The sequence below is a fragment of the Nonomuraea sp. NPDC052116 genome, from assembly GCF_040680035.1.
Classification (GTDB): Bacteria; Actinomycetota; Actinomycetes; order Streptosporangiales; family Streptosporangiaceae; genus Nonomuraea; species Nonomuraea angiospora_A.
In genome coordinates, this window is the sequence record NZ_JBFAWA010000021.1 from 89897 (window position 1) to 114222 (window position 24326).

The window sequence follows — 24326 nt, forward strand, 5'->3', positions numbered from 1 at the left end:
GGAGGAGAACTCGGCCTTTCTCACGCCGGCCGCCACCTGGCGACGACCTGGCCGTACGCCGTACCCTCCGCCGCCCCGGCTGACCGGCCGGCTCTGCCGGTCAGGCCCCGCTGGTGACCTCGTCCACGCCCCGGTCCAGCCGCAGGCCGCGGGTCTCCCTGAACGAGGTCAGCACCACCACCAGCGACACGGCCGCGAGCCCCACCATGTAGTAGGCGGGCGCGACGGAGCTGCCCGTCGCGGAGACCAGCCCGGTCGCCGCGAACGGGGCGGTGCCGCCGAACAGCACGTACGCCGCCGTGTACCCGATGGCCGAGCCGCTCGCCCGCACCTTCGCGGGGAACATCTCCACCAGCGCGGGCACGTTGGAGGTGCCGATCACCGCCACGAGCATCGCCAGCACCGACGTGCCGACCATCGCCCCGGCCAGGCTCGACCCCATCAGCCAGAACGCCGGCAGCGGCAGCAGCACGAAGCCCGCGCACGCGACGACGAGCATGGGCCGGCGGCCGAACCGGTCGCTGGCCGCCGCCGCGAACAGGCAGGCCACGCTGTAGGCGAGCATCGAGACCACGTTCGTGAGCTGGGCCTGGCTCTTGGTGTAGCCGAGCTCCTCCGACATGTACGCGATCATGTAGCTGCTCATGAGGTAGTACCCGACGGCGTTGGTGATGCTGTAGCCGAAGAGCGTCGCGATCTGGCGACCGCAGCGGCGCACGGCCTCGCGCAGCGGCGCCGGCTCGACCGCGTCGTGCTGCTGCAGCGACCGGAACACGGGCGTGTCCTCGACCTTGGACCGCAGGTACAGGCCGATGAGTCCGAGCGGCGCCGCCAGCAGGAACGGGATGCGCCAGCCCCAGCTCTGCAGGGCCTCGGTCGTGACCGTCGAGGTGATCAGGAAGCCGACGCCGGAGCCCGCCACGCTGGCCAGGCCCACGGTCACCGGCACGGCGGCGGCGAAGCGGGCCCGCCGCTCCTCCGGCGCGTACTCCACGATGAACGCCGACGCCCCCGTGTACTCGCCGCCGGTCGAGAACCCCTGGGCGCAGCGCAGCAGGAACAGCAGGATCGGCGCGGCCATGCCCCAGGCGGCGTAGGTGGGCAGGATGCCGATGAGGAACGTGGCGCCGCTCATCGTCAGGATGGTCAGCGCCAGCATCCTGTTGCGGCCGAGGCGGTCGCCGTACCTGCCGAAGAAGGCGGCCCCGAGCGGGCGGGCGACGAACCCGCCCGCGAAGATCGCCCAGGTGGCGAGCAGCGCGGCCGTCGTGTCGTAGTCGGGGAAGAACAGCTTGGCGATCGTCGCGGACATCACCGCGTAGGCCGCCGAGTCGAACCATTCGACGAAGTTGCCGATGGCGGAGGCCAGGGTGACCTTGCGCCGGACGTCCGTGGAGGCGTGGGGGGTCATTGCTTGCTCCCTAGTTCTGGTGACGGAGTCGGAGCTGGGCGCGCTGGATCTTCCCGGTCGCCGACCGGGGCAGCTCGTCCACGAACTCGATCTCCCTGGGGTAGGCGAAGCGCGAGTGCGTGGTCTTGGCGAACTCGCGGATCTGCCGTGCCAGCTCCTCGCCTGGCAGGTAGCCGGGCGCCGGCCGGACCCACGCCTTGACGGCCTGGCCGCGTACGGGGTCGGGCACCCCGGCCACGCCCACGTCCGCGACGGCGGGATGGGCGCGCAGCGCCTCCTCGATCTCGTCGGGACCGACGCGGTAGCCGGAAGTCTTGATCACGTCGTCGACGCGGCCGAGGAACCAGTAGTAGCCGTCCTCGTCCACCCGCGCGTGGTCCTTGGTGTGGAACCACCCGCCGCCGAACACCTCCAGGGAGGGCTCGGGGCGGTTCCAGTAGCCGAGCGGGAACTGCGGGTTGCTCCGCGCCCGCAGGCAGATCTCGCCGACCTCGCCCGCCGGGACCGGCCGCTCGTGCTCGTCGAGGAGCGCCACGTCCCAGCCGGGCAGCGGCCGGCCCATGGATCCCTCCTTGACCGGGGTGCCGGGGAAGTTCCCGATCAGCGGGTACGACTCGGTGGAGCCGTAGTAGTCGAGCAGCGTGACCCCGAACTGGTCGCGGAACCAGCGGATCAGGTCGGCGGTGAGCGGCTCGTTGGCGCAGCAGATCGTGCGGAACCGCTGCGGGTGACGGCGGCCCGCGTCGGGCAGCTGCTCGCGCATCTTGCGCAGGAACGTGGGGTTGACCAGGCCGGTCGTGACGCCGTTGCGCGCCATGCTGGCCAGCAGCCCCTCCGGGTCGAACCCGGCCGCCGGCCGGTAGACCAGGTGCGTGGCGCCCGCCCTGAGCGGGCCCATGAGCTTGGCCATCGACCAGGCCCACTCTCCCGCGCCGTAGAAGACGTCGCCGGGACGCAGGTCGTGGCAGTGCCGGAACTCGTTGTGGCCGAGCAGGGTGCGGTGCGCGTGCACGATGCCCTTGGCGGGGCCGGTCGTGCCGGAGGTGTAGAAGATCAGCGCGGGGTCGTCGGCGGCGGTGTCGGCGTCCTCGAACTCCGGCGTCAGCAGGCCGATCGCCGGGTCGTCCACGTCGACCACGGTCCCGCCGTACCCGCTCGCCCGCCGGATCGCGCCCGCCTCGGTGACCAGCACGGACGCGCCCGAGTCGGCGAGCCGGTAGGCGATCTGGTCGTCGGCCCAGAGCAGCGACATGGTCACGAGCACGGCGCCGGTACGCAGCACGCCCAGGTACGTCGCCGGGGTGTCGGTGCGCTGGGGGAGCATGACCGCGACCCGGTCGCCGGGGCGGACGCCGAGGCCGTGCAGGCAGGCGGCCACCCGGCGGGAGCGGTCCTGCACGGCGCCCCAGCGGACCTCCTCGCGCGCTCCCGTGTGATCCTCGAAGATCAGCGCCAGGTTCTCGCGGGGGTGGCGGTCGGCCACGTCCACGGCCATGTTGTAGCGTTCGGGAACGCTCCACTCGGTCACTTGGCGCGTCCCTTCAGAAAACGGGCCATCTCCCGCTGGGGTTCGCCCGTGGCGTACGCGGCGGCGTGCACCTTCTTGGCCGCCGCGACCGAGTCGGCCAGGGCGTCCCGCTCCAGTTCCCTGAGTCGGCCCTTCGTCAGCGCCACCGCGCCGGAGGGCAGCGCGGCCAGCTCCTTGGCCTGCGCCACGGCGGCGGCCGGTACGTCGTTCTCCGCCACGAGCCTGGTCAGCAGGCCGAGCCGCTCCGCCTCCGCCCCGTACACCAGGCGTCCGGTCAGCGCGAACTCGATGGTCTTCGCGCGGCCGAGCACGCCCCACATGGCCCAGATGCCGGTGATGCTCGGGATGCCCGACAGCACCTCCGGCTGGCCCATCCGGGTGCCCGCGTGGCCGATGCGCAGGTCGGCCAGCAGCGCGAACTGGAATCCCGAACCGGCCGCCACCCCGTTCACCGCAGCCACGACCGGCTTGTCCAGGTCGAGCACCGCCCGGTAGAGCCGGTCGAAGCCGTCGATCCAGGCGTCGGAGGCGGCGTGGTCGTCGGGGTCGATCCCGGCCGTCTCACCCAGGTCCTGACCGGCGCAGAAGGCGCGCCCCGCCCCCGTGAGGACGACGGCGCCCACCTCCGGGTCGGCTCCCGCCGCGCGCAGCAGCTCGATCAGCCGCTCCCGCATCCCGGCGGTCCAGGCGTTCAGCTTCTCCGGGCGGTTCAAGGTGATCACCGCGACGGGTCCGTCACGGTCCAGCAGCACACTCACTAGCGTCCCTCCGCAGGTCAACGGGCTTGTCGGGATATAACCAGGTCCTGCGGGGTGCTGGCCAACATCAATGTGGACTCTTGGCGATATCAGCGCGATATGGTCAGGGTGATGGAGCTACGCCACCTGCGCTATTTCGTCATGGTCGCCGAGGAGCTGCACTTCGGCCGGGCCGCGGAGCGGCTGCACATGGCGCAGCCGCCGCTGTCCCAGCGCATCCGCGACCTGGAGCGGGAGCTGGGCGTCCGGCTGTTCGACCGTAACCCGCACCGCGTCTCGCTCACCGAGGCCGGCGCGCTGCTGCTCGAGCACGCGCGCGGCGTGCTGGAGCGGGCGGACGCGGCCCGCGAGGCCATGCGCCGCATCCGCCCGGGCGACTCGGGCGTGCTCCGGGCCGGGGTGCCGCCGGACACGACGCCGATGGCGCTCAGGACGCTGGTGGCCACGTTCGCCGAGCGCGTCCCCGACGTGCTGCTGGAGCTGCACGAGCTGACCACCGCCAGCCAGCTCGCCAAGCTGCGCGCGGAGGAGCTTGACGTGGGCCTCGTCCGGCATCCCTGCGACACGGTGGGGCTGGAGTCGAGCGAGGTCGTCCACCGGCGGCTCGGCGTGGTGCTGCCCGCCGGCCACCGCGCGGCCGGTCAGGAGGTGGTACGCCTGCGCTCGCTCGACGGGTCACCCCTGGTGATCTTCCCCCGGGAGATGGCGCCCCAGCTCTACGACCACGTGCTGGAGGCGTGCCGGGACAACGGGTTCCTGCCGGGCGCGATCAGGCACGCCAGGAACCCCCACTTCGTGCACGGCCTCGTCATGTCGGGGCTGGGGGCGCACCTCAACGAGGAGCCGTACGACGAGCTGCCCGCCGGGCTTGTGTGGCGGCCGATCGACGAACCCCGGCTGACCTGGTCGACCTCGGCGGTGTGGCTGCCGGTGCAGGGCGGCGAGGTCGCCACCGCCTTCGCCGCCGCGGCCCTCGCGGGGCTGCGCGAGGTCGGCCATGCCTAGTGCCGCGGTCCGCGACGGCGGAGGTCAGCGGGCCTGGCGGCGCCAGACCGAGGGGCTGAGGGCGCGGGCTCGCTTGAACGCCACGCTGAAGGCGAAGGCGTCCTCGTACCCGACCTGCCGGGCCACGGTGGCGACGGTCGCCTCGGTGTCACGGAGCAGGTCCGCCGCCAGGGCCATGCGCCAGCCGGTGAGGTAGGTGAGCGGGGGCTCGCCGACCAGGCTGGTGAAGCGCGCGGCGAAGGCGGCGCGGGACATGCCGACCTTGGCGGCCAGCTCGGCGACCGTCCATCGGTGGGCGGGGTCCTCGTGCAGCAGGCGCAGTACGTCGCCGATCGCGGGGTCGGCCAGCGCCCGATGCCAGGCGGGCAGTGCCGGATCCGGCCTGGCGCACCATGCGCGCAACGCCAGCACGAGCACCAGATCGAGCAGGCGGTCGAGGATGGCGTCCTGGCCGGGTTCGTCGCAGGCGGCCTCGGTGGCCAGCAGCTCCAGCGCCGCTCGGGTCCGCGGCCCGGCGGGTACGACCGCCAGCGGCGGGAGCATGTCCAGCAGACGGTCGCCCACGTCGCCGCGGAGTTCGTACGCGCCTCGGATCATGACCGTGGCCCCGGGCAGGCCGTCACCGTAGGTGCGGGGCGCCAGACTCCGGCGAGCCGCCACCTGGTCGCCGCCGACGGCGTACTTCTTCTGCCCATGAATCACCACCTGAGGTGGGGTGGAGGGGCTGTCGGCGATCGTGTAGCGGCTCGTGGCGCTGATGATGGCGATGTCACCGGCGGCGAGAGGTACGGGGGCGACGTCCTCGCCGAGCCGGACCGACGCGTGGCCGCCGAGCGTGGCCACGACCGTGAGCGGGGGAGCGTCGGTGAAGCCCAGCGACCACGGCGGCCGCTGGACCAGCTTCCTGACCGGCGCGTTCTTGGCGCGGGCCCGGTGCAGCAGGTCGCTCAGGACATCCATGCCCATCACGTTAGACGATCACAAAGGTATCCCGGATGTTCTCCCATGGATCGTCTTCGCTTTGTGGAGTTCCCTTGGGGGAATGACGAACATCCTCATCCTGGGCGGCAACGGCAAGACCGGTCGCCGCATCGTCCGGCGTCTGCGGAGCGCCGGCCATCCGGTACGGGCGGTGGCCCGTACCACCGGAGATCTCCCCTTCGACCTGGGCGATCCGGCGACGTGGGCGCCCGCGCTCGACGGCGTCACCGCGGCCTACCTCATGGAGCCCGACCTGCGGGGGAGTGTCGACCACCGCGCGCGCATCCCCGGGCTCGTGGCCGAGGCGGTGGCGTCGGGGGTGCGGCGGCTGGTGCTGCTGTCGGCCTACGGCGTCGGCGAGGCTGGCGACAGCCATCCCCTCAAGACCGCCGAGCAGGCCGTGCGCGGCTCCGGCGTCGGCTGGACCATCCTGCGGCCGGACTGGTTCGCGCAGAACTTCAGTGAGAGCTTCTGGCGGCAGGGGGTTCTCTCCGGGGAGCTGTTCCTGCCCGCCGGTGACGGGGGTACGCCGTTCGTCGATGCCGAGGACATCGCCGAGGTCGCCGCGGCGGCGCTCACCGAGGACCGCCACAGCGGCCGGACCTACCAGTTGACCGGACCGCGGGCGATCAGCTTCGGCGAGGCGGCGGATCTCATCGGCAAGGCCACCGGGCGTACGATCCGTCACGTCGACATCGAGCCCGAGGTCTTCGTCGAGCGTCAGGTCGCCAATGGCGTCCCCGCCGACGTCGCCCGGCTGCTCACCGGCCTCTTCGTGGCCGTCCGCGACGGCCGGGGCTCCCCGGTCTCGGACGGCGTGGAACGGGCCCTCGGCCGGCCACCGAGATCGTTCGAGGACTACGTCGTCGAGACCGCCGCCGCCGGCCACTGGGACTGACCGCCACGACAGGGCGGGTTCGTCAGGCCGGTGGCCTGTGTCCGCAAACTGGCCTCGGCTCTCGAACCCGCAGCCACCTCGGTGGAGGCATCCTCGTCAGAGGAATTCACCCCACACCGGGACGGCATCCCCCTGCTCCCAAGGTTCCGCATCGTCATCGCGCGGGTGGAAGTCGTTGGTGATGTATTCGGCAAGGTCCCGGCCGTAGTTGATGATGTCCGTTCCCCAGATCGACAGCACCTGACTGCCGGATGTGCCGCGTCCGCCGGGCAGGAAGCGATGGGCGTAGAGCGGGATCAGCTTCGGCGCCCTCGCCAGCGCGTCCCCCGCGATCCGGAGCGCCTCCGCGTTGTCCTTCGGCCGGGCTCCCCATGAGCTCAGCCAAGCGCCGTACTCCACGTCGCGCAGGACCTGGCGTACCGGCCATTCCACGTGGTGGCGAAGCTCCTCCTCCTCGCCGTCGCGCCAGTCCGGCCAGGGACGTTCCCAGGTGGCGCCTGCCTCTGGGCGGGCGGAGTTGATCGGGAGCCCGGCGGCGAGGAAGGCGCGATGATCGTCGGCGAACTCGATGCCGTACTCCGCCTCGATCCAGGTGAACTCCCTGTCGGTCAGCCCCGGCGTGATCTCACACGCCCCGGACAACGCCAGGCGCCGAGCGGCTTCGCGCCCGAGTCGGACCGCGGCTGGATGAAGCATGTCGTCCACCATAGCGAGCCATGATCGCCCGCTCCGGCATGTGCGACCTCGCCGCCCGCGATGCTAGGGTCCGGCCATGGATCACGGGCGATCAACGGGGCCGACCGGCTTCACGTAGTCCGCCAGGAGATACCTGGCGGTGCTACCAGGGGAGCCCCATGTCCCGCACCGCCCATCACCTTGACCGCCCGCTTCCCCCCGGAGGCGAACAGCGGGGAGACCCGTGGAGATCGGTGACGATAGTCGATCTCCGTTACAGTGCCGCGTGCCTGCGCGAGGCAGAACGAGCCGGCCATCGAGCACGCCCGGCCCTCGTCCGCCGCAGGGTCGACGTCTACTCCTGGGCCAGGGCCGATCGTCGGGACCGGTCGGTGGCGGAATGGGCCAAGGTCGAGGAGCGCCGAGCACGCCAGCGCCTGCGTCTCCGGCTCGAAGCGATCCGCCAGAGGGCCAACGCCACCGAGGCGGTCGACGATCTCGAGGTCCGCCCTGCCCGACACCGTCGCAACGCCATCTGGCTGTACTGATCGGGGGATATCCCCTCTATCGGGACGGCCTGCCGCGTGCCCGTACCGGCGGCACCGCGAGCGTCTCGACGACCGCTGTGCCGCCGGGCCTCTGGAGTCGGCTCAGCTCAGAGCCTGGAAGCTGCCGATGTTGCCGTACCTGTCCTCGCCGGGCTCGACCGGGTCGAAGATCCTGGTCCGGCAGTCGAAGTCCGGGAAGATCAGGATCGTGCCCCGGGTCCGGTTCACCACGGCGGTGTCGTCGCCGAAGCCCTGATGGCAGACGAAGGGCTCCGGGTCGACGACCGTCGCCACCTGGCCGTCAGATGAGTACAGGCGTACGAACCCTGGCGCGGCGGCTCGACGAAGGCGGTGGTGTTCTTCCCGTCCTTCTGCGCCGAACGAATCTACATCGTAAAGGCGCCGGGCGGGGGTGGTGCGACAACCTGACCGACATCCGACCTTCGCCCCGAGGGGGTCGTCGGACGTCGCGTGTATCGTGGCTGGTCAGGGGTATATTCGGTCGCGGGAGTCGGGCTGAACGCTGATGGCCGGCAGAGGGTGTGATCGCGGTCCCGGTCCTCGCTGGAGCGGCCTCAGGCTCGGCATTTCTCTGATCAAGGGCTCGATCATGGAACTTCAGAACCAGACCGCGCTGGTGACCGGAGGCGGCTCGGGCATCGGCCGGGCGACCGCGCTGGCGCTCGCCCGCGAGGGGGCCTTCGTCATCGTCGCCGGTCGCGGCGCCGACCGCCTCTCCGAGACGGTGGCGGAGATCGAGGCCGCGGGTGGCAGGGCTCGTGCCGTTCCCACGGATCTCAACGACCTGGACGCGCTGCGGCGGCTCGCCGACGAGGCCGGTGACGTCGACATCCTGGTCAACAACGCGGGTGTCTATCCCTTCATGCCGACCCCGAAGCAGGATCTGGAGTCGTTCATGCAGGTGTTCGACACCAACGTACGGGGGCCGTTCTTCCTGACCGCCGCCCTCGCGCCGAGGATGGGGGCCAAGGGGTCCGGCAGCATCGTCAATGTCAGCTCGATCGCCGCTCTTCAGGGCATCCCGGACGCCGCCGCGTACGGGGCGACGAAGGCTGCTCTCGACGCGCTCACTCGGTCTTGGGCCGCCGAGTTCGGCGATCGCGGGGTGCGGGTCAACTCCGTCGCCCCTGGCAACACCAGGACCGACAACGTGGTGAAGGCCCTCGGTGAAGAGATGTTCGAGGAGTGGGGGCGGACGGGCAACCCGCTCGGCCGTCTCGGCCGTCCGGAGGAGGTCGCCGAGGCGATCCTCTTCCTCGCCTCCCCGCGGTCGAGCTACATCACCGGGGTCACCCTGCCGGTAGACGGCGGCTACGTCGCGCGCGGCTGAGCGGGCTTCGGCGGGGTCGGGTCCATCGCGGTGTCCGACCGGCTCGCGAACGAACGCCGTATCCCGGCCTCAGCGGACCTCGGCGTCAGGCGGGGATCACCCGAGCGGGACCTCTGCCGAGCGGGAGGGGATGGCGTCGAGCGTGCTGAGCGTGGCGCGGTCGAAGGTGATCGTGGCGGCGGCGATGTTCTCTTCGAGGTGCTTGATGCTGGAGGTGCCGGGGATGAGCAGGACGTGGGGGGCGTGGTGCAGCAGCCAGGCGAGGCCGACCTGTGAGGGTGTGCGGTCGAGGGATGCCGCCGCGGTGAGGACGGCCGCCTCGTCGGTCACCTTCGGCATCTGGGGGAAGGCGCCGCCGAGGGGGAAGAACGGGACCCAGGTGATGCCCTCGGCCTGGCACAGCTGGAGCAGGGCTTCGTCGTCGCGGGTGGCGAGGCTGTAGGCGTTCTGTACGCAGGCGATGCCGGCGGGGATCGCTCGGCGCAGCCCGTCGAGCGTGACGCTGCCCAGCCCGATCGCGCCGATCTTGCCCTCGTCGCGCATCGCCGTCATCGCGGCGAGCTGGTCGTCGAGGTCGACCGCCTGTTCGCCCGTGGCCCGTAGTCCGGGGCCGGCGTCCAGGCGGCGCAGGTTCACGACCGGGATCTGCTCCAGGCCGAGGCTGATGAGGTTGTCCTCGACGCTGGCGCGGAGTTCTTCGGGTCGCTGTGCGGGGCGCAGCGGGATCGGGCCGCCGGGGTTGGGGTCGGCGCCGACCTTGCTGACGACCATGACGTCGTCCTGTGGCCGGATCGCTTCGCGCAGGAGCTCGTTGGCGAAGCCGTTGCCGTAGAACTGGGCGGTGTCGATGTGGTCGACGCCGAGGTCGATCGCGCGGCGCAGGAGCGCCAGGGCCGTGTCGCGGTCGTGGTGCAGGCGTTCGAGCTGTGCGGTGCCGTAGCCGACGCGGGACACGGTACGTCCGGCGAACGGCGCGGTGCCGCCGGGCCGGGGAGCGTTGACCGGCTGTTCGTCGGAAAGGGGGTTGCTGGAGGCCATGAGGATCCCCGTCCACGTAGGATGTCAGAGATAACGGAGGATCCTCCGTTATCTCTGACTGACTATAGAGCAATACCGGAGGTTCCTCCGCTTTGACTTCGCCCGAATCGGCGTCCGCCGGCACCTCCGCCGAGCGGCCGGCCGCGACGCAGCGCCCGCTGCGTGCTCACGCTCAGCGCAACCGGGACACGCTCATCGCCGTCGCCCGGACCGCCTTCGCGGCGGCCGACGACACCGTCCCGCTCGAAAGCATCGCCCGTGAGGCGGGCGTCGGGATCGGCACCCTCTATCGCCACTTCCCCACCCGCGAAGCGCTGGTGGAGGCGGTCTACGCCGCCGAGCTCGACGACATCGCCACGAGCGCCCCCGCCCTGCTCGAACGGTTCCCGCCGCAGATCGCGCTGCGCGCCTGGATGGAGCGGTACGCGGCGTTCAGCGCGGTGAAACGCGGGATGGCCGACGCGCTGCGCGCCGGCCAGGCCTCGGGCCGTATCCCGACCTCCGTCACCAGGGAACGCATCACCGCCGTGATCGCGACGATCCTCGCCAAGGGGGCCGAAACGGGCTCATTCCGTGCGGACGTCGATCCGGACGAGGTCACCACGATGCTCCTCGGCATCTTTCTCGCCACGGCGGCCCGCGATACCCCCGAGCAGACCGGCCGGCTCCTGGACCTGCTCGTCGACGCCCTCCTCCCCGGCGCGGGCCGGTAGCGGCTGTCCGGAGCGGCCCGCGCCCGGCGACAGGACCGTGCGTGCGGAGGTGGCACGACCGAGCCGGCCGACCGTCGGCGCATCCTCCTGACGTGATGGCACTCAGCCCACCGGGCGATCGCGAGGTGTTCGGTGAGGAGGAGGCGGGCGTCGCTCTCAGGTCGGGGCCCGGCCTGAGAGCGAGGTCGTCGACGGGCATGCGGGTGCCCGGACGTGCGGGCAGGTCAGGCGGGAACGGCGCGGGCGATGCAGATGCGAGCCTGCAGCCGGGGCCCGGCCTCGTAGAACATGAACTCGACCCCGTCCTGGGTGCCGAACGAGGGCGCGGCCACGCGGCCGTTGTCCGAGGCGATCGGCGAGTGGAAGACGCCGAGGTGGACCTCCTTGTCGAAGGCGTTGCCGACCTCGGTGATGCGCATGTTGCCGTCGTTGCCGTGGTACGCGACGTACGTGGTGCCGTTGCGCTTGACCAGGGACGGGCCCGAGATGTCGGTCACGCCGTCGGGTTCGGGGTTGACCAGCGGCTGCTGACTGAACTGCCAGCCGTCCCAGCCGTTGGGGGACCAGCCGTAGAAGAGGCGGCGGCCGTTCTTCACGCCCATGAAGACCATGACGTACTTGTTGCCGCGGCCCGGAAGGGAATGCTCGAAGACCCGGGCGTAGGAGGTCTCGGAGGTGCCGGACACCAGGCGGGTGCTCAGGATGGGGGTCTCGTCGGTGAAGGTGATGCCGTCGGTGGAGCGGGCCACGCGGGTGGTGAAGTTCTCGCCGTGGAAGTAGCAGAAGAACTGCCTCGTGGCGGCGTCCCAGGTGATGTGCGGCGAGGACACGTGGCTGACCGTCGTGGTGGGCAGGTTCCTGTCGATGATCGGGTTGCCGCTGTAGTCGTGGAACGGGCCCTCCAAGGTGTCGCTGAAGGCCACGCAGATGCCGCCGGGGTTCTCATGAGGGGCGTAGTAGAGGTAGTAGCGCGAGCGCGGGTTGCCGAGCTTGTCGTACACCCCTCTGATGCAGGGGAAGATGAACTCCCCGGTGCGGTTGTAGTGCAGGGGGAGGGCGAGAGCGTCCCGCACGTATCGGAACACCGGCATGCCCGCCGGCTGGGCGGCTCTCCTGGCGCCGGCCGGCCGGGCGACGACGCCGCCCGTGGTCACGGCGCCCAGAGAAGCGGCGCCCAGAGTCGCGGCGCCGCGTAACACGCCGCGTCGGGTGAGCGGACGTAAGTCCCGGCCTGATTGATGGATGGTCAACATGCCCTCCGATCCTGGTCGCGACAGGCGATGAGCGCCGTGCGGCTGGCAGTGCCTTCGACGAGTCGTCGCCCCTCGGCGTCACTGTATGTTGCCATGCCTGGAGGAAGCCGTACCACCTGATAATACGAATTACTCAGCGATTATCTCTTGACGCTCAGCTCTGCCCGGTCCCAGAATGACCGAACTAATACGCATTATCGAAACGACGGGTGATACGCACTGTGACTGCTTCAGGGCGGCGGCTGACGCAGCAGGACATCGCGCGCATGGCTGGAGTGAGCCAGACGACGGTGTCCCTGGTGCTCAACGGAAGGGCCGAGGGCGAGGTACGGATCTCGCCCGAAACCCGCGATCGGGTCCTTCAGGTGATCAGGGAGACCGGGTACGTGGCCGACCCCGCCGCGCGTCGGCTCGTCGAACGGCGCAACCGCATCTACGGCGTGTTCACCTACGAGGCCGTCTTCCCCGCGGAGAGCGCCGACTTCTATCACCCGTTCCTGGTCGGGATCGAGGAGTGCGTCGAGGAGGCGGGCTGTGACCTGCTGCTGTTCACCAGCGCCAAGGTGCAGCAAGGGGAGCGGCGGCGGATCTTCAGCGCGGAGAGCCGGATCCGGCTGGCCGACGGATGCGTCCTGCTCGGCCGGACGATCGACCGGGAGGATCTGTCCAGGCTGCTGTCCGAGGGCATTCCGTTCGTCTCGGTCGGCCGCCGCGACGACGCGGGCGGTCCGGTGCCGTACGTCGGGGCGGATTACCCGCCGGCGGTGCGCGCGCTGGTCGAGCGGGCGGCGGCGCTCGGGCACCGGCGGATGGCCTATGTCGGAGCGGGGGAGGGCCCGGAGTCCTACGCCGACCGTTTTCGCGGTTTCACCGAAGGCGTGGCCGCGACCGGTGTCGAGGGGCTGCACCTGACCACCGCGGACGGGCTGTTCGACTGTGGCGCGACCGTGGTGTTCGCCGAGGAGCTGGCCGACGGCGTGGCCATCGCCGAGGCCGCCGAGGCCCGCGGGCTGGACGTGCCGCGCGACCTGTCCATGGTCGCGATGGGCGCGCCCACGAGGCCGGTGTCGACCGACATCGACTTCTCCGGGCTCCGCATCCCCCGTCGGGAGATGGGCCGCAGGGCCGTCGAGCTGCTCACCCAGGTGCTGGAACGCGGCGGCATCCCGCAGGAACTGCTGGTGTGCGAGCTGGTCGAGGGATCGACGCTGGCACCCGTACATGAGGAGAGGTAATCCCCCACGTGGTTGAGATATCGGCAGACGCGCTCGTCGTCGGCGGTGGGCTGGGCGGCGTGGCCGCCGCGCTGGCCCTGCTGCGGGCCGGGCGATCGGTGGTGCTCACCGAGGAGTACGACTGGCTGGGCGGCCAGCTCACCAGCCAGGCGGTGCCGCCGGACGAGCACACCTGGGTGGAGCGGTTCGGCGTCACGGCGAGCTACCGCGCGCTGCGTGACGGCATCCGGCGCTACTACCGCGACCATTACCCGCTGACCGAGCGGGCGCGGGCGTGGCCGGAGCTGAACCCGGGCGCCGGGCACGTCAGCAAGTTGTGCCACGAGCCCAGGGTCGCGGTCGCGGTCATCGAGGCCATGCTGGCCCCGTACCGGGGGTCGGGCAGGCTGCGCGTGCTCCAGCCGTACCGGCCGGTCGGGGCCGAGGTGGACGGCGACCGCGTCACGGCCGTGCGGCTCGCGCACCGCGACGGGGGCGAGGAGATCACCGCGGTGGCGCCGTACGTGCTGGACGCCACCGAGACCGGCGAGCTGCTGCCGCTGACCGGCATCGAGTACGTGACCGGGTTCGAGTCGCAGGCCGACACCGGCGAGCCGAGCGCCCCGGCGGCGGCGCAGCCGATGAACATGCAGGCCGTGTCCGTGTGCTTCGCGATCGACCACGTGGACGGTGACCACACCGTCGACAGGCCCGCCTCGTACGACTTCTGGCGCGCCTACCAGCCGCCCTTCTGGGGCGACCGGCTGCTGTCGTGGCGCTGCCCGAGCCCGCGGACGCTGGAGATCGTGGAGCGTTCCTTCACCCCGAACCCGGGTGACGACCCCCGCCTGGTGGCGGCCGACCAGCGGGTCAACCCGGGCGACGGCAACCTGTGGACGTTCCGTCGGATCGCCGCCCGCGACAACTTCCTGCCGGGCGCGTACGACAGCGACATCGCGCTGGTCAACTGGCCGATGATCGACTACCTGGAGGGGCCGGTCATCGACGTGCCGGACGCCGACCGGCACCTGGCGGCGGCCCGTGAGCTGTCGATGTCGGTGCTGTACTGGCTGCAGACCGAGGCCCCCCGCCACGACGGCGGCACCGGCTATCCGGGCCTGCGGCTGCGCGGCGACGTCACCGGCGGCGCCGACGGGCTCGCCCAGGCCCCCTACATCCGCGAGTCCCGGCGCGTCCGGGCCCTGACCACCGTCACCGAACAGGACCTGTCCGTGGCGGTACGCGGCGACAAGGGCGCCGTCTCCTATCACGACTCGGTGGGCGTGGGCATGTACCGCATCGACCTGCACCCGTCGACCGGCGGCGACAACTACATCGACGTCGCCTGCTCCCCGTTCGAGATCCCTCTCGGGGCGCTGATCCCGCAGCGGATGAGCAACCTGCTGCCCGCCTGCAAGAACATCGGCACCACCCACATCACCAACGGCGCCTACCGCCTGCACCCGGTGGAGTGGAACGTCGGGGAGGCGGCCGGCGCGCTCGCCGCCTTCTGCCTGGACCGCGCCACCACGCCGCACGCCGTGCGCGCGGACGGCCGGCTCCTGGCCGACTACCAGGACCGGCTCGTCCGCGACGGCGTGGAGCTGCGCTGGCCCGACGTCACCGGCTACTGACGCCAGAAGGAGATCCCCCATGAAAGCACCCCTGGCAGCCCTCGCGCTGGCCGCCCTCCTTACGGTCACCGCCTGCGGCGGCGGTGAAGCGCCGGCCGCGCAGGGCCCGCAGCCGCTGCGCATGTCGATCTGGACCTCCAACGAGGCCCACCTGAAGCTGTTCAAGGAGATCGCCGCCGAATACCGCAAGTCCCACCCGCAGGTCGGCGAGATCACCTTCGACCCGATCCCGTTCGAGAACTACACCACCACGCTGACCACGCAGATCGCCGGCGGCAACGCCCCCGACCTGGCCTGGATCCTCGAGAACTCCGCCCCCGACTTCGTCGGCTCCGGCGCCCTCGTCCCGCTCAAGAGCAAGGTCGAGAACGCGGCCGAGCTGGTCCCCGCCGCCACCCGGCTGTGGGAGCGCGACGGCGAGCTGTACGCCTACCCGTTCTCCACCTCGCCCTTCGGCGTCTTCGTCAACACCGACCTGGTCAAGGCCGCGGGCCAGAAGGCGCCGCGCGAGCTGATCAAGGCCGGCCAGTGGGACTGGGAGCACGCCAACGAGATCAACAAGGCCGTGGCGGCGAAGGGCAAGAACGGCCTGACCATCCTCAACTTCGACTACAAGGCCTGGGACAACCTCGCCACCGTCTGGCAGGGCTGGGGCGCCAAGGCGTGGAGCGACGACGGCGGCACGTGCCAGTTCAACGCGCCCGAGATGGTCGAAGCCATGACGTTCATGCACAAGGCGATCTTCACCGACAAGTCCATGCCGGGGCCGGGCACCGCCGTCGACTTCTTCTCCGGCGACACGGCGATGGCCGTCGCCCAGATCTCCCGCGCCGCCATGCTGAAGGACGCGACGTTCAAGTGGGACCTGGTGCCGCTGCCCGCCGGGCCGAAGGGTGAGTACGCGGTCATCGGCCAGGCCGGGATCGGCGTGCTGAAGAAGTCGCCGAGGGCCGCGCAGGCCGCCGACTTCCTGGCCTACTTCACCAACTCCGCGAACTCCGCCAAGCTCGCCGCGTACTTCCCGCCCGCGCGTACCTCCCTGCTGACGGCCGACACCATGGCCAAGACCAGCCCTCTGCTGAACGGTGATCAGCTCCAGAAGGTGGTGATCGACGGCATCGAGAAGGGCGTGGTCAAGCCCAGCCACAAGGGGCAGGCCGAGCTCGCGCAGACCGCCAGGGCCGCACTCGACCCGCTGTGGAAGCCGGACGCCGACGTCAAGGCGGTGCTGGACGGCGTGTGCGCGAAGATCCAGCCGCTGCTGGGCGGATGACGTGGCGGTGACGGATCTCGGCAACCGGGTGGCTGACCGCGCCGCCGCCCGGCCCCGCCACTTCTGGACCATCCCCCGGCGCGACGCCCTCGTCGGTTACCTGCTGATCTCGCCGCAGCTCGCCGGAAGCGCGCTGTTCGTCCTGCTGCCGCTCGGCCTGGTCGTCTACTTCAGCCTCCAGGAGTGGAACGTGCTGGCGGGCACGTTCGAGTTCGTCGGGGGCGAGAACTACGCCAAGCTGCTCGCCGACCCGAACATGGGGCAGGTGCTGACCAGCACCGCGCTCTTCTCGGTCGGCCTGGTCGTGCTCAACCTCGCCCTGGCCCTCATCCTGGCCATCCTGCTCGACCAGCGGCTGCGCGGCACCACGTTCTTCCGCACGCTGTTCTTCTCGCCGGTGCTGGTGTCGCTGGTCGCCTGGACCATCGTCTGGCAGTTCCTGCTCCAGCAGGACGGCGGCATCAACGGCCTGCTCGGCGCGGCGGGGGTGGACGGCCCCAACTGGCTGCGCGGCGAGACCACCGCCCTGCTGTCGGTCGTCGTCGTCCAGGTCGTCAAGAACGTGGGGCTCAACATGGTCCTGTTCCTGGCCGCGCTCCAGGGCGTGCCGCGCCAGCTGTACGAGGCGGCGCAGCTCGACGGCGCCGGCGCCTGGACCCGGTTCCTGCGCATCACGGTGCCCCTGATCAGCCCGACGATCCTGCTCACCTCGATCATCACCGTGGTGGGGTCGCTGCAGGTGTTCGCGCAGATCGCCGTGCTCACCCAGGGCGGGCCCGGTATGTCCACCACTGTCCTCGTCTACTACCTGTACCAGCAGGCCTTCCAGTTCCGGCACCTCGGCTACGGCGCCACCCTGTCGGTCCTGCTGTTCCTGATCGTCGCGGCGCTGACGTTGCTGCAGTGGCGGCTGCGCCGGAGGTGGGTCTTCCATGAGTCGTAGGGTCAAGCTCGCGTTGTACGCGCTGCTGTGCGTGTTGTGCGTGCCGTTCGTCTTCCCGACCTGGTGGATGGTCACCTCGTCGGTGAAGCCGATCAGCGACATCTTCGCCTTCCCGCCCGCGCTGGTGCCCTCCAGGTTCGACTTCTCCACCTACAGCCGGGTCTTCGAGCTGCAGCCGTTCGGGCAGCAGTACCTCAACAGCCTCTACATCGCCGCGGTGGTGACCGTCGGCACGATGGCGGTGGCCGCGATGGCCGGCTACGCCTTCGCCCGCATCCGCTTCCCCGGCCAGAACGTGCTCTTCCTGGTCGTGCTCGTCGGCCTGCTGATCCCCAGCGAGGTGACGATCGTCCCGCTGTTCCAGATGTTCCACGCGGCGGGGATGACCGACACGCACTGGCCGCTGATCCTGGTGCCGATCCTGGGCGCGCCCAGCGTGCTGGCGACGTTCATCATGCGGCAGTTCTTCATCACGCTGCCGGACGAGCTGGAGGAGGCCGCCAGGGTCGACGGGCTCGGCCGCTTCGGCACCTTCTGCCGGGTCGTGCTGCCGCTGGCCAGGCCGGCGCTCGGCGCCGTCGCCATCTTCACCTTCCTGCACTCGTGGAACCTCTATCTCGAACCCATCGTGTTCCTGTCGACCCCGTCGAAGTTCACCCTGCCGCAGGCGCTCACCCAGTTCGTCGACGCCTACGGCTCGCCCCTGTGGAACGTGCAGCTGTCCGCCGCCACGATGACCGCCCTGCCCATCCTGGTCGTCTTCGTGCTGGCCCAGCGGCAGTTCATCGAGGGGCTCGCGCACACCGGTCTGAAAGGCTGACCATGCTCTCCCGCCGCACCCTCCTGCGCGCCGCCGCGCTGCTCCCGGCCGTCCCCGTGCTCGCGCCCGGCACCGCCTTCGCCGCCATCCCGTCCCTGCCGCCGGCTCTGGACCGCACGGCGTTCGCCCCCCACGAGCAGCGCTTCGCGCCGTACCTGGCCACCCTCGCGCCCATGGTCAACGACATGGACGCCGGCGGCTTCTTCGCCGGCGGCTGGTGGCGCACGCCGGCGGCGTCGTACAACGCCCGCGTGCAGGAGCACGTCTTCACGCTGGCCTGGTTCCACGCCAACGCCCGCGCGTGGAACCCGTACGCCGGGGACGCGAGCCTGCTGGCCGCGCTCGACGCGGCGCTCGGCCACTACCTGTCACTCCAGCACCCCGACGGCTCCTTTCCCGAGTACAGTCGCGACCAGCACGGTCTGGCCCCCACCGGGTTCGGCCTCGGCTACCTGGCCAAGACCCTGCGCCTCCTGCGCGCGTCCGGGGCGCTGCCCGCGCGGCAGGCGCAGCTCACCGCCGCGTTGCGAAAGGCCATGACGTGGTTCCTGGACGCCGGCAACCGGGTCGTCTGGCAAGATCGCCTCACCTGGGCGAACCAGACCACCTCGGGCCTGGCGGGGGCCACGCACGCGCTCCAGCTCGACCCCGACCCCGCGCTCGCCACCCGCCTGACCGAGGCGTTCGCCCGGCTTCCCGCGGTCGGCCAGAGCCCTGCCGGCTTCTTCTGCGAGGAGGGCGGCCACGACATGAACTACAACTTCGAGGTCATGCTCCCCGAGCTGGCCGACGCCTACCTCCACAGCCAGGACCCGCACCTGGTGGACATGGCCCGCGCGTTCACCGGCTTCCTGTCCTACAACCTGCTGCGCGAGCCCGACGGCGCCGGATACCTGGTCAACGTCGCCCCCTCCACCCGCACCAGCGCCCGCTGGTACGACGAGGTCCGGCCCGACCCCGACAGGACCGCGCTCAACTGGACGTTCACCCGCCAGGTGCCGCTGCTGTCGGCCTTCATGACCGCCCGCGAGGACCTGGCCGACGCCCGTACGGCCTGGGCGGCCTCCACCGACCCGGTGACGCCGCTCGCCAAGCAGGACACCTCGCCCCGCATCCTCACCCACGGCCTGTACGGCGAGCGGTTCCCCAGCAGGCGGCAGCGGGCCGAGGCCATCGCGGACCTGCCCTACCTGCGCTCGAACGACTTCGCCGAGCTGCGCAGGGACGGCAGCCAGGACTTCCTGTACGTCCGCAAGCCCGGCCTGTACCTGGGCGGCTACTTCGGCACGCGCGCCTCCCGCAGCCGTACCGGTCTGACCTTCCTGTGGCACCCCGACGCCGGCACGATCATCTGCGGGCTCAACGACAACAACTACGCCTGCTGGTCCACCGTCTTCCCCGGCCAGGCGCCCGACTCCAACGGCTCCCTGCCCGCCACCTACTTCCACGGCGCCCCCGGCGGCCGCGAGTGGACCGGCGGCCGGGCCCCCGCCGCCCTCGGCATCCGCTACGGCAACGCGAACGTCACCACGGACGTCCTGGTCACCCGCCGGACGATCCGGCGCACGGTCACGGCGAACGCCGCCGCCACCGAGCAGATCCCCCTTGTCCTGCATCCCACGGACGTCCTCACCTTCACCGACGGCACCCGGGCGGCGTTCGGCGGCACGACCACCGCCACCGCCGACGGGTTTGACCTCAGCCGGGGCCGCACCACGATCCGCCTGCGCTGGAACACCCCCTTGCAGGCGACCCTGGCGGCCGGCAGCGTGCGCTACTTCCGCGACGGCGCCCGCCGCTTCCACGCCCTCCGCATCCCGCACCAGGGCACGTTCGACCTCACGGTCATCATGGGGTGACGCGACCGCCGGGCTGGGTGACCTCAGCCGTCGCCGATCCGCACGCGGTGGCTGTCGCCGTCGGACAGGAACGCCGCCAGCGCCCGCCCCTGCTCGCCGACGGCGTCGCGGTCGGCTCCGGACAGGTGGCCCAGCGGGGTGACGGCCACCGTGCCGTCCTCGACGGTCCAGGTCGCGCGGACCCGGCCGTCGACCAGGACCACGCGGGCGCCGGCGACCGACAGGCCGCGGTGGGCGTCGTCGATGATCCGGCCGCGGTCGTGGTAGCCGAGGATCGCGTTGTCGAAGGCGGGCAGGAACCGCACCGGCGCGGGCGTGCCGGGGTCGGGACGCGGCGCGTCGGGCAGGTCCAGCAGCTCCCGGCCGCGCTCGTCGCGGAAGGAGACGAGCTCGGGGCGGACCGCGGCCACCGCGCCCGGCAGCCCGGCCAGGCCGCACCAGGCGCGCAGGTCGGCCGAGGCCGCCGGGCCGTAGGCGGCCAGGTAGCGCCGCACGAGCGCCTCGCCGACCGGGTCCGAGCCGTTCGCGGCGGGCGGGTCGATCTCGCGGCCGAGCCAGGAGGACAGCAGCGCGTTGCGCACGCCCGCCTTCGTCCGCCACAGCCCGCGCGGCGGCAGCTGCACCATCGGGATGAGGGCGGCGACCAGCATCTCGCCCAGCACGCGCGGTCCCGGTGCCGGCCAGCGCTCGGCGACCGCCCGCCCGATCTCGCCCATCGTGCGGGGCTCCCCGTCGGCCATCACCGCCCGGCCCGCCGCCAGGAGCTCGTCGAGGTCCACCCCGTCGAGCTCGCGGCGGTAGGTGCCGAGCATCCGCTGGCGCAGCATGGCGTCGTGGCGGGCGCGCCAGGCCAGGGCGTCCTCTGCGGTGAGGAGGTGGACGGTGCGGCGCATGAGAATGGTCCGCACCAGGAGCCGCCCGGTCAGCAGGTCCGAGAGCGCCGCCGGTTCGAACGCGCGCAGCCGCGACCAGAGCCCCACGAACGGCTCCTGCGGTTCCTGCGCCTGCAGGCCGCACAGGTGCGCGACGGCGTCCCGCACCGGTAAGTCGGCGCGGTCGAGCAGTAGCTGCCGCGCCAGCGTCGCGCGGTTGAGTGTCCGGGTGTCGAGCACAGTCATGCGATCATCCTGCCGCAGCGCGTCCTGTGATGATCAGTACTGGGCCGCGACGTCGATGACCCAGGTCACGCCGAACCGGTCCGTCAGCATCCCGTACAGCGGGGCCCACTGCGCGGGCCCCAGAGGCTGCAGCACGGTCGCCCCGTCGGACAGCTTCTCCCAGTACGCGGTGATCTCCTCGGCCGTCTCGCCGCGCACCGAGACGAAGAACGCGTTCTCCCCCCGGCTGTACGGCAGGCGCGCGGGCACGTCGTAGGCCATGACCTCGAATCCGCCGGCGGCGCTCACCTGGCCCCACATGACCTGGTCGGCCTCGGACGGCTCCTGGACGTCGCCGGCGTCCTTGTAGGTGACCACGGCCAGGTCCCCGCCGAACACGGACCGGTAGAACGCGAGCGCCGCCCGGGCGTCTCCGCGGAAGTTCAGATGGGTCACGGTGTTCACGGACATGATGTGCTCCTTTGTCGGTCGTCTTCCCGGTCGCCGACCACACTTCCAGGGGTAGCGGTCAGGTTGTGGCCTCTTCTCCGGGCGATACTGGACGGGTGCAGAAAACCTCGGCTCGGCTGCTGTCCTTGCTCTCGCTGCTCCAGGCACCCCGGGACTGGCCGGGAGCGCTGCTGGCCGAGCGCCTCGGCATCAGCCCGCGCACCGTGCGCCGCGATGTCGACCGGCTGCGTGAGCTCGGCTATCCGATCGTGGCCACCAAGGGTCCCGAGGGCGGCTACCGGCTCGACGCCGGTACGCGGCTGCCGCCGCTGCTGTTCGACGACGAGCAGGCGGTCGCCCTGGCCATCGCGCTCCAGGCCGCGACCACGACCGGCGCCGGCATCGAGGAGGCCGCGGCCCGTGCGCTGACCACCGTCCGGCAGGTCATGCCCGCACGGCTGCGCCACCGCATCGACGCCCTCCAGATCACCGCCGTCGAGCGGTACGCGCCGGATCCCCCGGTCGACAGCGGGGTGCTGGTGTCCGTCGGCTCCGCCGTACGTACGGGGGAGGTGCTGCGTTTCGACTACGCCACGCCAGGAGGCGACGACGGCGGCCCGCCGCGCCGCGTGGAGCCCCACCACCTCGTCACCTGGGGCGGGCGCTGGTATCTCGTGGCATGGGATCTCGACCGGGAGGACTGGCGGACCTTCCGGGCCGACCGGATCACGCCGCGCGTCCCCTCGGGGCCCCGTTTCGCGCCGCGCGAGCTGCCCGGGGGAGGGGTGGCCGCCTTCGTGGCCGATCGGTTCCGGGGCTCCGGCGGCTCCGGCGACTGGCCCTGCCGCGGCGAGGTCATCCTCGGCCTGCCGGCCGCCGCCGTGTCCCCCTACGTCCACGACGGGGTCGTCGAGGAGCTCGGCCCGGACCGGTGCCGGCTCATCCTGGGCTCCTGGTCCTGGGTCGGGCTGGCCGCGAGCGTCGGCAGGTTCGACGCCGAGATCGAGGTCGTCGGCCCCGCCGCGCTCAGGGACGCCTTCGCGCACCTGGCCCGCCGCTACGCCGACGCCTCCTCGTCGCAGGTGGGGTCGGCGGGTGACACGATTCGCCATCCGGATGCGTGATCGGGCCATGGCCCGGAGCGGGCCGCGATGGCGATGATGGGGCGATGACGAACCCCGACCTGAAGTCCCCGTACGAGCGCGACGGCTACCTCGTCCTCGATCGCGCCCTCGACCCCGGCGAGGTGGGCGAGCTGCTCGAAGAGGCCGTCCGCATCTGCCGGGGCGAGTTCGGCGACATCAGCGGCGCGCTCCCCGCCGGGGACGCCGACAGCGACGACGACGTGCTGCGCAGGTTCCTGTGCGTCCACTACCCGCACAAGCTGTCCGGCCTGATGCTCGACACGATGCGCCATCCGGCGATCGTGTCGGCGCTGACCTCGCTGATCGGCCCGAACGTCAAGGCGATGCAGTCGATGTTGTTCATCAAGTCCGAGGGTGAGCCGGGGCAGGCCTGGCACCAGGACGAGCTGTTCATCCCGACCCGCGACCGTTCGCTCGCGGCGGCCTGGATCGCGCTCGACGACGCCACCGTGGAGAACGGGTGCCTCTGGGTGCTGCCCGGATCGCACCGGCGCGGCGTGCTCTACCCGAACCGCGAGCACGACGACCCCCGCTACGACTGCACGGTGGAGTCCTACGGCTTCCCGTTCGACGACTCCGACGCGGTGCCCGTCGAGGTCGCGGCGGGCAGCGTAGTGGTGTTCAACGGCTACCTGTTGCACAAGTCGCTGCCCAACACCGGACGGCGGGGCTACCGGCGGGCGCTGGTCAACCACTACATGAGCGCCGAATCTCTGCTGCCCTGGGCCGTCCCGGCGGAGGGGACGGGCATGGCGCAGGCGGACTTCCGGGACGTCGTCCTCGTCGCCGGCACCGACCCGTACGCCTACAAAGGGCTCCAGGACGTGCGCCGGCCGCGGATCCGCCCGAATCGCGACGGCGGCTGTGACAGATGACGATCTCCGTCGATCTGGTGGCCCGGCTCGAGCCGAGTGTCGCGGACTATCCGCCCGGCTCGACCTTCGGCCCGCGGGAGGCCAGGTCGTACCAGTTCGTCTGGCTGCTGCGCGGCAGCGCCACCTGGCTGTGGGACGACGTCGCGCTGTCGCTGACCCCGGGAAAGCTGCTGCTCATCCGGCCGGGTATGCGTGACGCGTTCCGCTGGGATCCCCGCACCCCGACCCGGCACGCGTACGTGCATTTCACGCTCACGGGTCAGGTGCCGGCCGACTGGCCGTTGGTACGGGACCTGACCGGGCGGCACGACCCGATGGGCGCTTTGTGCCAGTATCTGCTCTGGCTGGGCGCCGAGTGCCCGCCGCGGTGGCGGGTCCAGGCCTGCGAGACGCTGCGCCTGCTGGTGCTGACGTTCCTGGCCGATCCGGCGCCGGCGCAGCGCCCGCCCTCGGTCCTGCCGTCACCGGTGATCGCGATGCTGCGCGCGGTGCGCGAGCACTGGTCCGACGGGGTGGCCAGGGCGGTCCCGATGCGGGAGCTCGCCTCGGCCGCCCGGGTCTCGCCGAGCACGCTGTGCCGTACGTTCCGCCGCACGTTCGGGGTCGGTCCGGTCGCCGCCCTCGAACTCCTCCGCCTGACCAGGGCCGAACCGCTGCTGTGGCAGAGCAACCTGTCCATGCGGGCGATCGCCGCGCAGTGCGGCTTCGCGGACGCGTACCACTTCTCCCGCCGCTTCCGCGCGATCTACGGGATGGCGCCGACCACGTTCCGCCGCACCGCACCGGAGGCCGCCCCGCCGTCACCGGCCGAGTCCTACGGCCTCACGGTGCTGCAACCGCTCGTCCAAGCCCCCTGA

The 24326-nt window shown here is 71.5% G+C and carries 24 protein-coding genes; 14 read left to right on the top strand and 10 right to left on the bottom strand.

Going from position 1 to position 24326, the window contains the following annotated elements:
- Nucleotides 1–100 precede the first annotated feature (100 nt).
- From AB0L65_RS35240 to AB0L65_RS35250, 3 genes are read right to left on the bottom strand one after another with little or no spacing between them, the layout of a single operon-like run.
- The gene (locus tag AB0L65_RS35240) at nt 101–1411 is read right to left on the bottom strand and encodes an MFS transporter (protein WP_364254325.1); all 1311 of its coding nucleotides are present in this window, start codon (nt 1409–1411) and stop codon (nt 101–103) included.
- Between the two features lie 10 nt (nt 1412–1421).
- Nucleotides 1422–2939: an AMP-binding protein gene (locus AB0L65_RS35245; RefSeq protein ID WP_364254327.1), complete on the bottom strand. Its 1518-nt coding sequence runs from the start codon at nt 2937–2939 to the stop codon at nt 1422–1424.
- Nucleotides 2936–3691 (bottom strand): enoyl-CoA hydratase/isomerase family protein, encoded by a 756-nt coding sequence (locus tag AB0L65_RS35250; RefSeq protein WP_364254330.1) that lies wholly within the window; start codon nt 3689–3691, stop codon nt 2936–2938. The genes AB0L65_RS35245 and AB0L65_RS35250 overlap by 4 nt, the downstream gene beginning before the upstream one ends.
- Nucleotides 3692–3808: 117 nt before the next feature.
- Between AB0L65_RS35250 and AB0L65_RS35255 the strand changes: the two genes are divergently transcribed.
- Complete coding sequence (locus AB0L65_RS35255) at nt 3809–4702, top strand: LysR substrate-binding domain-containing protein (RefSeq protein WP_350742003.1); 894 nt, start codon at nt 3809–3811, stop codon at nt 4700–4702.
- 24 nt (nt 4703–4726) lie between these two features.
- Here the strand turns inward: AB0L65_RS35255 and AB0L65_RS35260 are convergent, their stop codons facing one another.
- Nucleotides 4727–5662, bottom strand: a complete 936-nt coding sequence (locus tag AB0L65_RS35260; RefSeq protein ID WP_364254333.1) for an AraC family transcriptional regulator — start codon at nt 5660–5662, stop codon at nt 4727–4729.
- Between the two features lie 82 nt (nt 5663–5744).
- Between AB0L65_RS35260 and AB0L65_RS35265 the strand changes: the two genes are divergently transcribed.
- A complete protein-coding gene (locus tag AB0L65_RS35265; protein WP_364254336.1) occupies nt 5745–6581 on the top strand; it encodes an NAD(P)H-binding protein in 837 nt (278 codons plus the stop codon).
- Between the two features lie 96 nt (nt 6582–6677).
- On the opposite strand, the gene AB0L65_RS35270 is transcribed toward AB0L65_RS35265, so the two are convergent.
- Nucleotides 6678–7277 carry a hypothetical protein gene (locus AB0L65_RS35270; protein ID WP_364254339.1) on the bottom strand — a complete coding sequence of 200 codons (600 nt, stop codon included), beginning with the start codon at nt 7275–7277 and terminating at the stop codon, nt 6678–6680.
- A 233-nt stretch (nt 7278–7510) separates the two neighbouring features.
- Here AB0L65_RS35270 and AB0L65_RS35275 point away from each other — a divergent pair, with 233 nt between their 5' ends.
- The gene (locus AB0L65_RS35275; RefSeq protein WP_364254341.1) at nt 7511–7804 is read left to right on the top strand and encodes a hypothetical protein; all 294 of its coding nucleotides are present in this window, start codon (nt 7511–7513) and stop codon (nt 7802–7804) included.
- 102 nt (nt 7805–7906) lie between these two features.
- On the opposite strand, the gene AB0L65_RS35280 is transcribed toward AB0L65_RS35275, so the two are convergent.
- Entirely contained in the window at nt 7907–8098 is a 192-nt protein-coding gene (locus AB0L65_RS35280) for a hypothetical protein (protein WP_364254343.1), read from the bottom strand.
- A gap of 316 nt (nt 8099–8414) precedes the next feature.
- Between AB0L65_RS35280 and AB0L65_RS35285 the strand changes: the two genes are divergently transcribed.
- Nucleotides 8415–9155, top strand: a complete 741-nt coding sequence (locus AB0L65_RS35285) for an SDR family oxidoreductase (RefSeq protein WP_364254346.1) — start codon at nt 8415–8417, stop codon at nt 9153–9155.
- Nucleotides 9156–9251: 96 nt separating this feature from the next.
- Here the strand turns inward: AB0L65_RS35285 and AB0L65_RS35290 are convergent, their stop codons facing one another.
- Nucleotides 9252–10193: an aldo/keto reductase gene (locus AB0L65_RS35290; RefSeq protein WP_364254349.1), complete on the bottom strand. Its 942-nt coding sequence runs from the start codon at nt 10191–10193 to the stop codon at nt 9252–9254.
- A 92-nt stretch (nt 10194–10285) separates the two neighbouring features.
- On the opposite strand from AB0L65_RS35290, the gene AB0L65_RS35295 reads away from it, so the two are divergent.
- Nucleotides 10286–10906 (top strand): TetR/AcrR family transcriptional regulator, encoded by a 621-nt coding sequence (locus tag AB0L65_RS35295; RefSeq protein WP_364254352.1) that lies wholly within the window; start codon nt 10286–10288, stop codon nt 10904–10906.
- A gap of 224 nt (nt 10907–11130) precedes the next feature.
- Here the strand turns inward: AB0L65_RS35295 and AB0L65_RS35300 are convergent, their stop codons facing one another.
- Nucleotides 11131–12060 carry a hypothetical protein gene (locus AB0L65_RS35300; RefSeq protein WP_364254355.1) on the bottom strand — a complete coding sequence of 310 codons (930 nt, stop codon included), beginning with the start codon at nt 12058–12060 and terminating at the stop codon, nt 11131–11133.
- Nucleotides 12061–12380: 320 nt separating this feature from the next.
- On the opposite strand from AB0L65_RS35300, the gene AB0L65_RS35305 reads away from it, so the two are divergent.
- Genes AB0L65_RS35305 through AB0L65_RS35330 form a run of 6 tightly spaced genes read left to right on the top strand, consistent with a single transcriptional unit; the run spans nt 12381 to nt 19902 of the window.
- The gene (locus tag AB0L65_RS35305; protein WP_350742018.1) at nt 12381–13394 is read left to right on the top strand and encodes a LacI family DNA-binding transcriptional regulator; all 1014 of its coding nucleotides are present in this window, start codon (nt 12381–12383) and stop codon (nt 13392–13394) included.
- Nucleotides 13395–13402: 8 nt separating this feature from the next.
- Nucleotides 13403–15007, top strand: a complete 1605-nt coding sequence (locus tag AB0L65_RS35310) for an FAD-dependent oxidoreductase (protein WP_364254358.1) — start codon at nt 13403–13405, stop codon at nt 15005–15007.
- Between the two features lie 19 nt (nt 15008–15026).
- Nucleotides 15027–16280, top strand: coding sequence for a sugar ABC transporter substrate-binding protein (locus AB0L65_RS35315; RefSeq protein WP_364254361.1), 1254 nt, complete (start codon nt 15027–15029; stop codon nt 16278–16280).
- Nucleotides 16281–16287: 7 nt separating this feature from the next.
- On the top strand, nt 16288–17223 hold the full coding sequence (locus AB0L65_RS35320; RefSeq protein ID WP_364254364.1) for a sugar ABC transporter permease: 936 nt from the start codon (nt 16288–16290) through the stop codon (nt 17221–17223).
- Nucleotides 17213–18043 carry a carbohydrate ABC transporter permease gene (locus AB0L65_RS35325; RefSeq protein ID WP_350742026.1) on the top strand — a complete coding sequence of 277 codons (831 nt, stop codon included), beginning with the start codon at nt 17213–17215 and terminating at the stop codon, nt 18041–18043. The genes AB0L65_RS35320 and AB0L65_RS35325 overlap by 11 nt, the downstream gene beginning before the upstream one ends.
- A gap of 2 nt (nt 18044–18045) precedes the next feature.
- A complete protein-coding gene (locus AB0L65_RS35330) occupies nt 18046–19902 on the top strand; it encodes a hypothetical protein (RefSeq protein WP_364254367.1) in 1857 nt (618 codons plus the stop codon).
- A gap of 23 nt (nt 19903–19925) precedes the next feature.
- On the opposite strand, the gene AB0L65_RS35335 is transcribed toward AB0L65_RS35330, so the two are convergent.
- Nucleotides 19926–21020 carry a winged helix DNA-binding domain-containing protein gene (locus AB0L65_RS35335; protein ID WP_364254369.1) on the bottom strand — a complete coding sequence of 365 codons (1095 nt, stop codon included), beginning with the start codon at nt 21018–21020 and terminating at the stop codon, nt 19926–19928.
- A gap of 33 nt (nt 21021–21053) precedes the next feature.
- On the bottom strand, nt 21054–21470 hold the full coding sequence (locus AB0L65_RS35340) for a VOC family protein (RefSeq protein ID WP_364254372.1): 417 nt from the start codon (nt 21468–21470) through the stop codon (nt 21054–21056).
- A 95-nt stretch (nt 21471–21565) separates the two neighbouring features.
- Between AB0L65_RS35340 and AB0L65_RS35345 the strand changes: the two genes are divergently transcribed.
- Genes AB0L65_RS35345 through AB0L65_RS35355 form a run of 3 tightly spaced genes read left to right on the top strand, consistent with a single transcriptional unit; the run spans nt 21566 to nt 24326 of the window.
- Nucleotides 21566–22573, top strand: coding sequence for a WYL domain-containing protein (locus AB0L65_RS35345; protein WP_364254375.1), 1008 nt, complete (start codon nt 21566–21568; stop codon nt 22571–22573).
- Between the two features lie 44 nt (nt 22574–22617).
- The gene (locus AB0L65_RS35350; RefSeq protein WP_364254378.1) at nt 22618–23469 is read left to right on the top strand and encodes a phytanoyl-CoA dioxygenase family protein; all 852 of its coding nucleotides are present in this window, start codon (nt 22618–22620) and stop codon (nt 23467–23469) included.
- The gene (locus AB0L65_RS35355; RefSeq protein ID WP_364254381.1) at nt 23466–24326 is read left to right on the top strand and encodes a helix-turn-helix domain-containing protein; all 861 of its coding nucleotides are present in this window, start codon (nt 23466–23468) and stop codon (nt 24324–24326) included. Before AB0L65_RS35350 ends, AB0L65_RS35355 begins: the two co-directional genes overlap by 4 nt.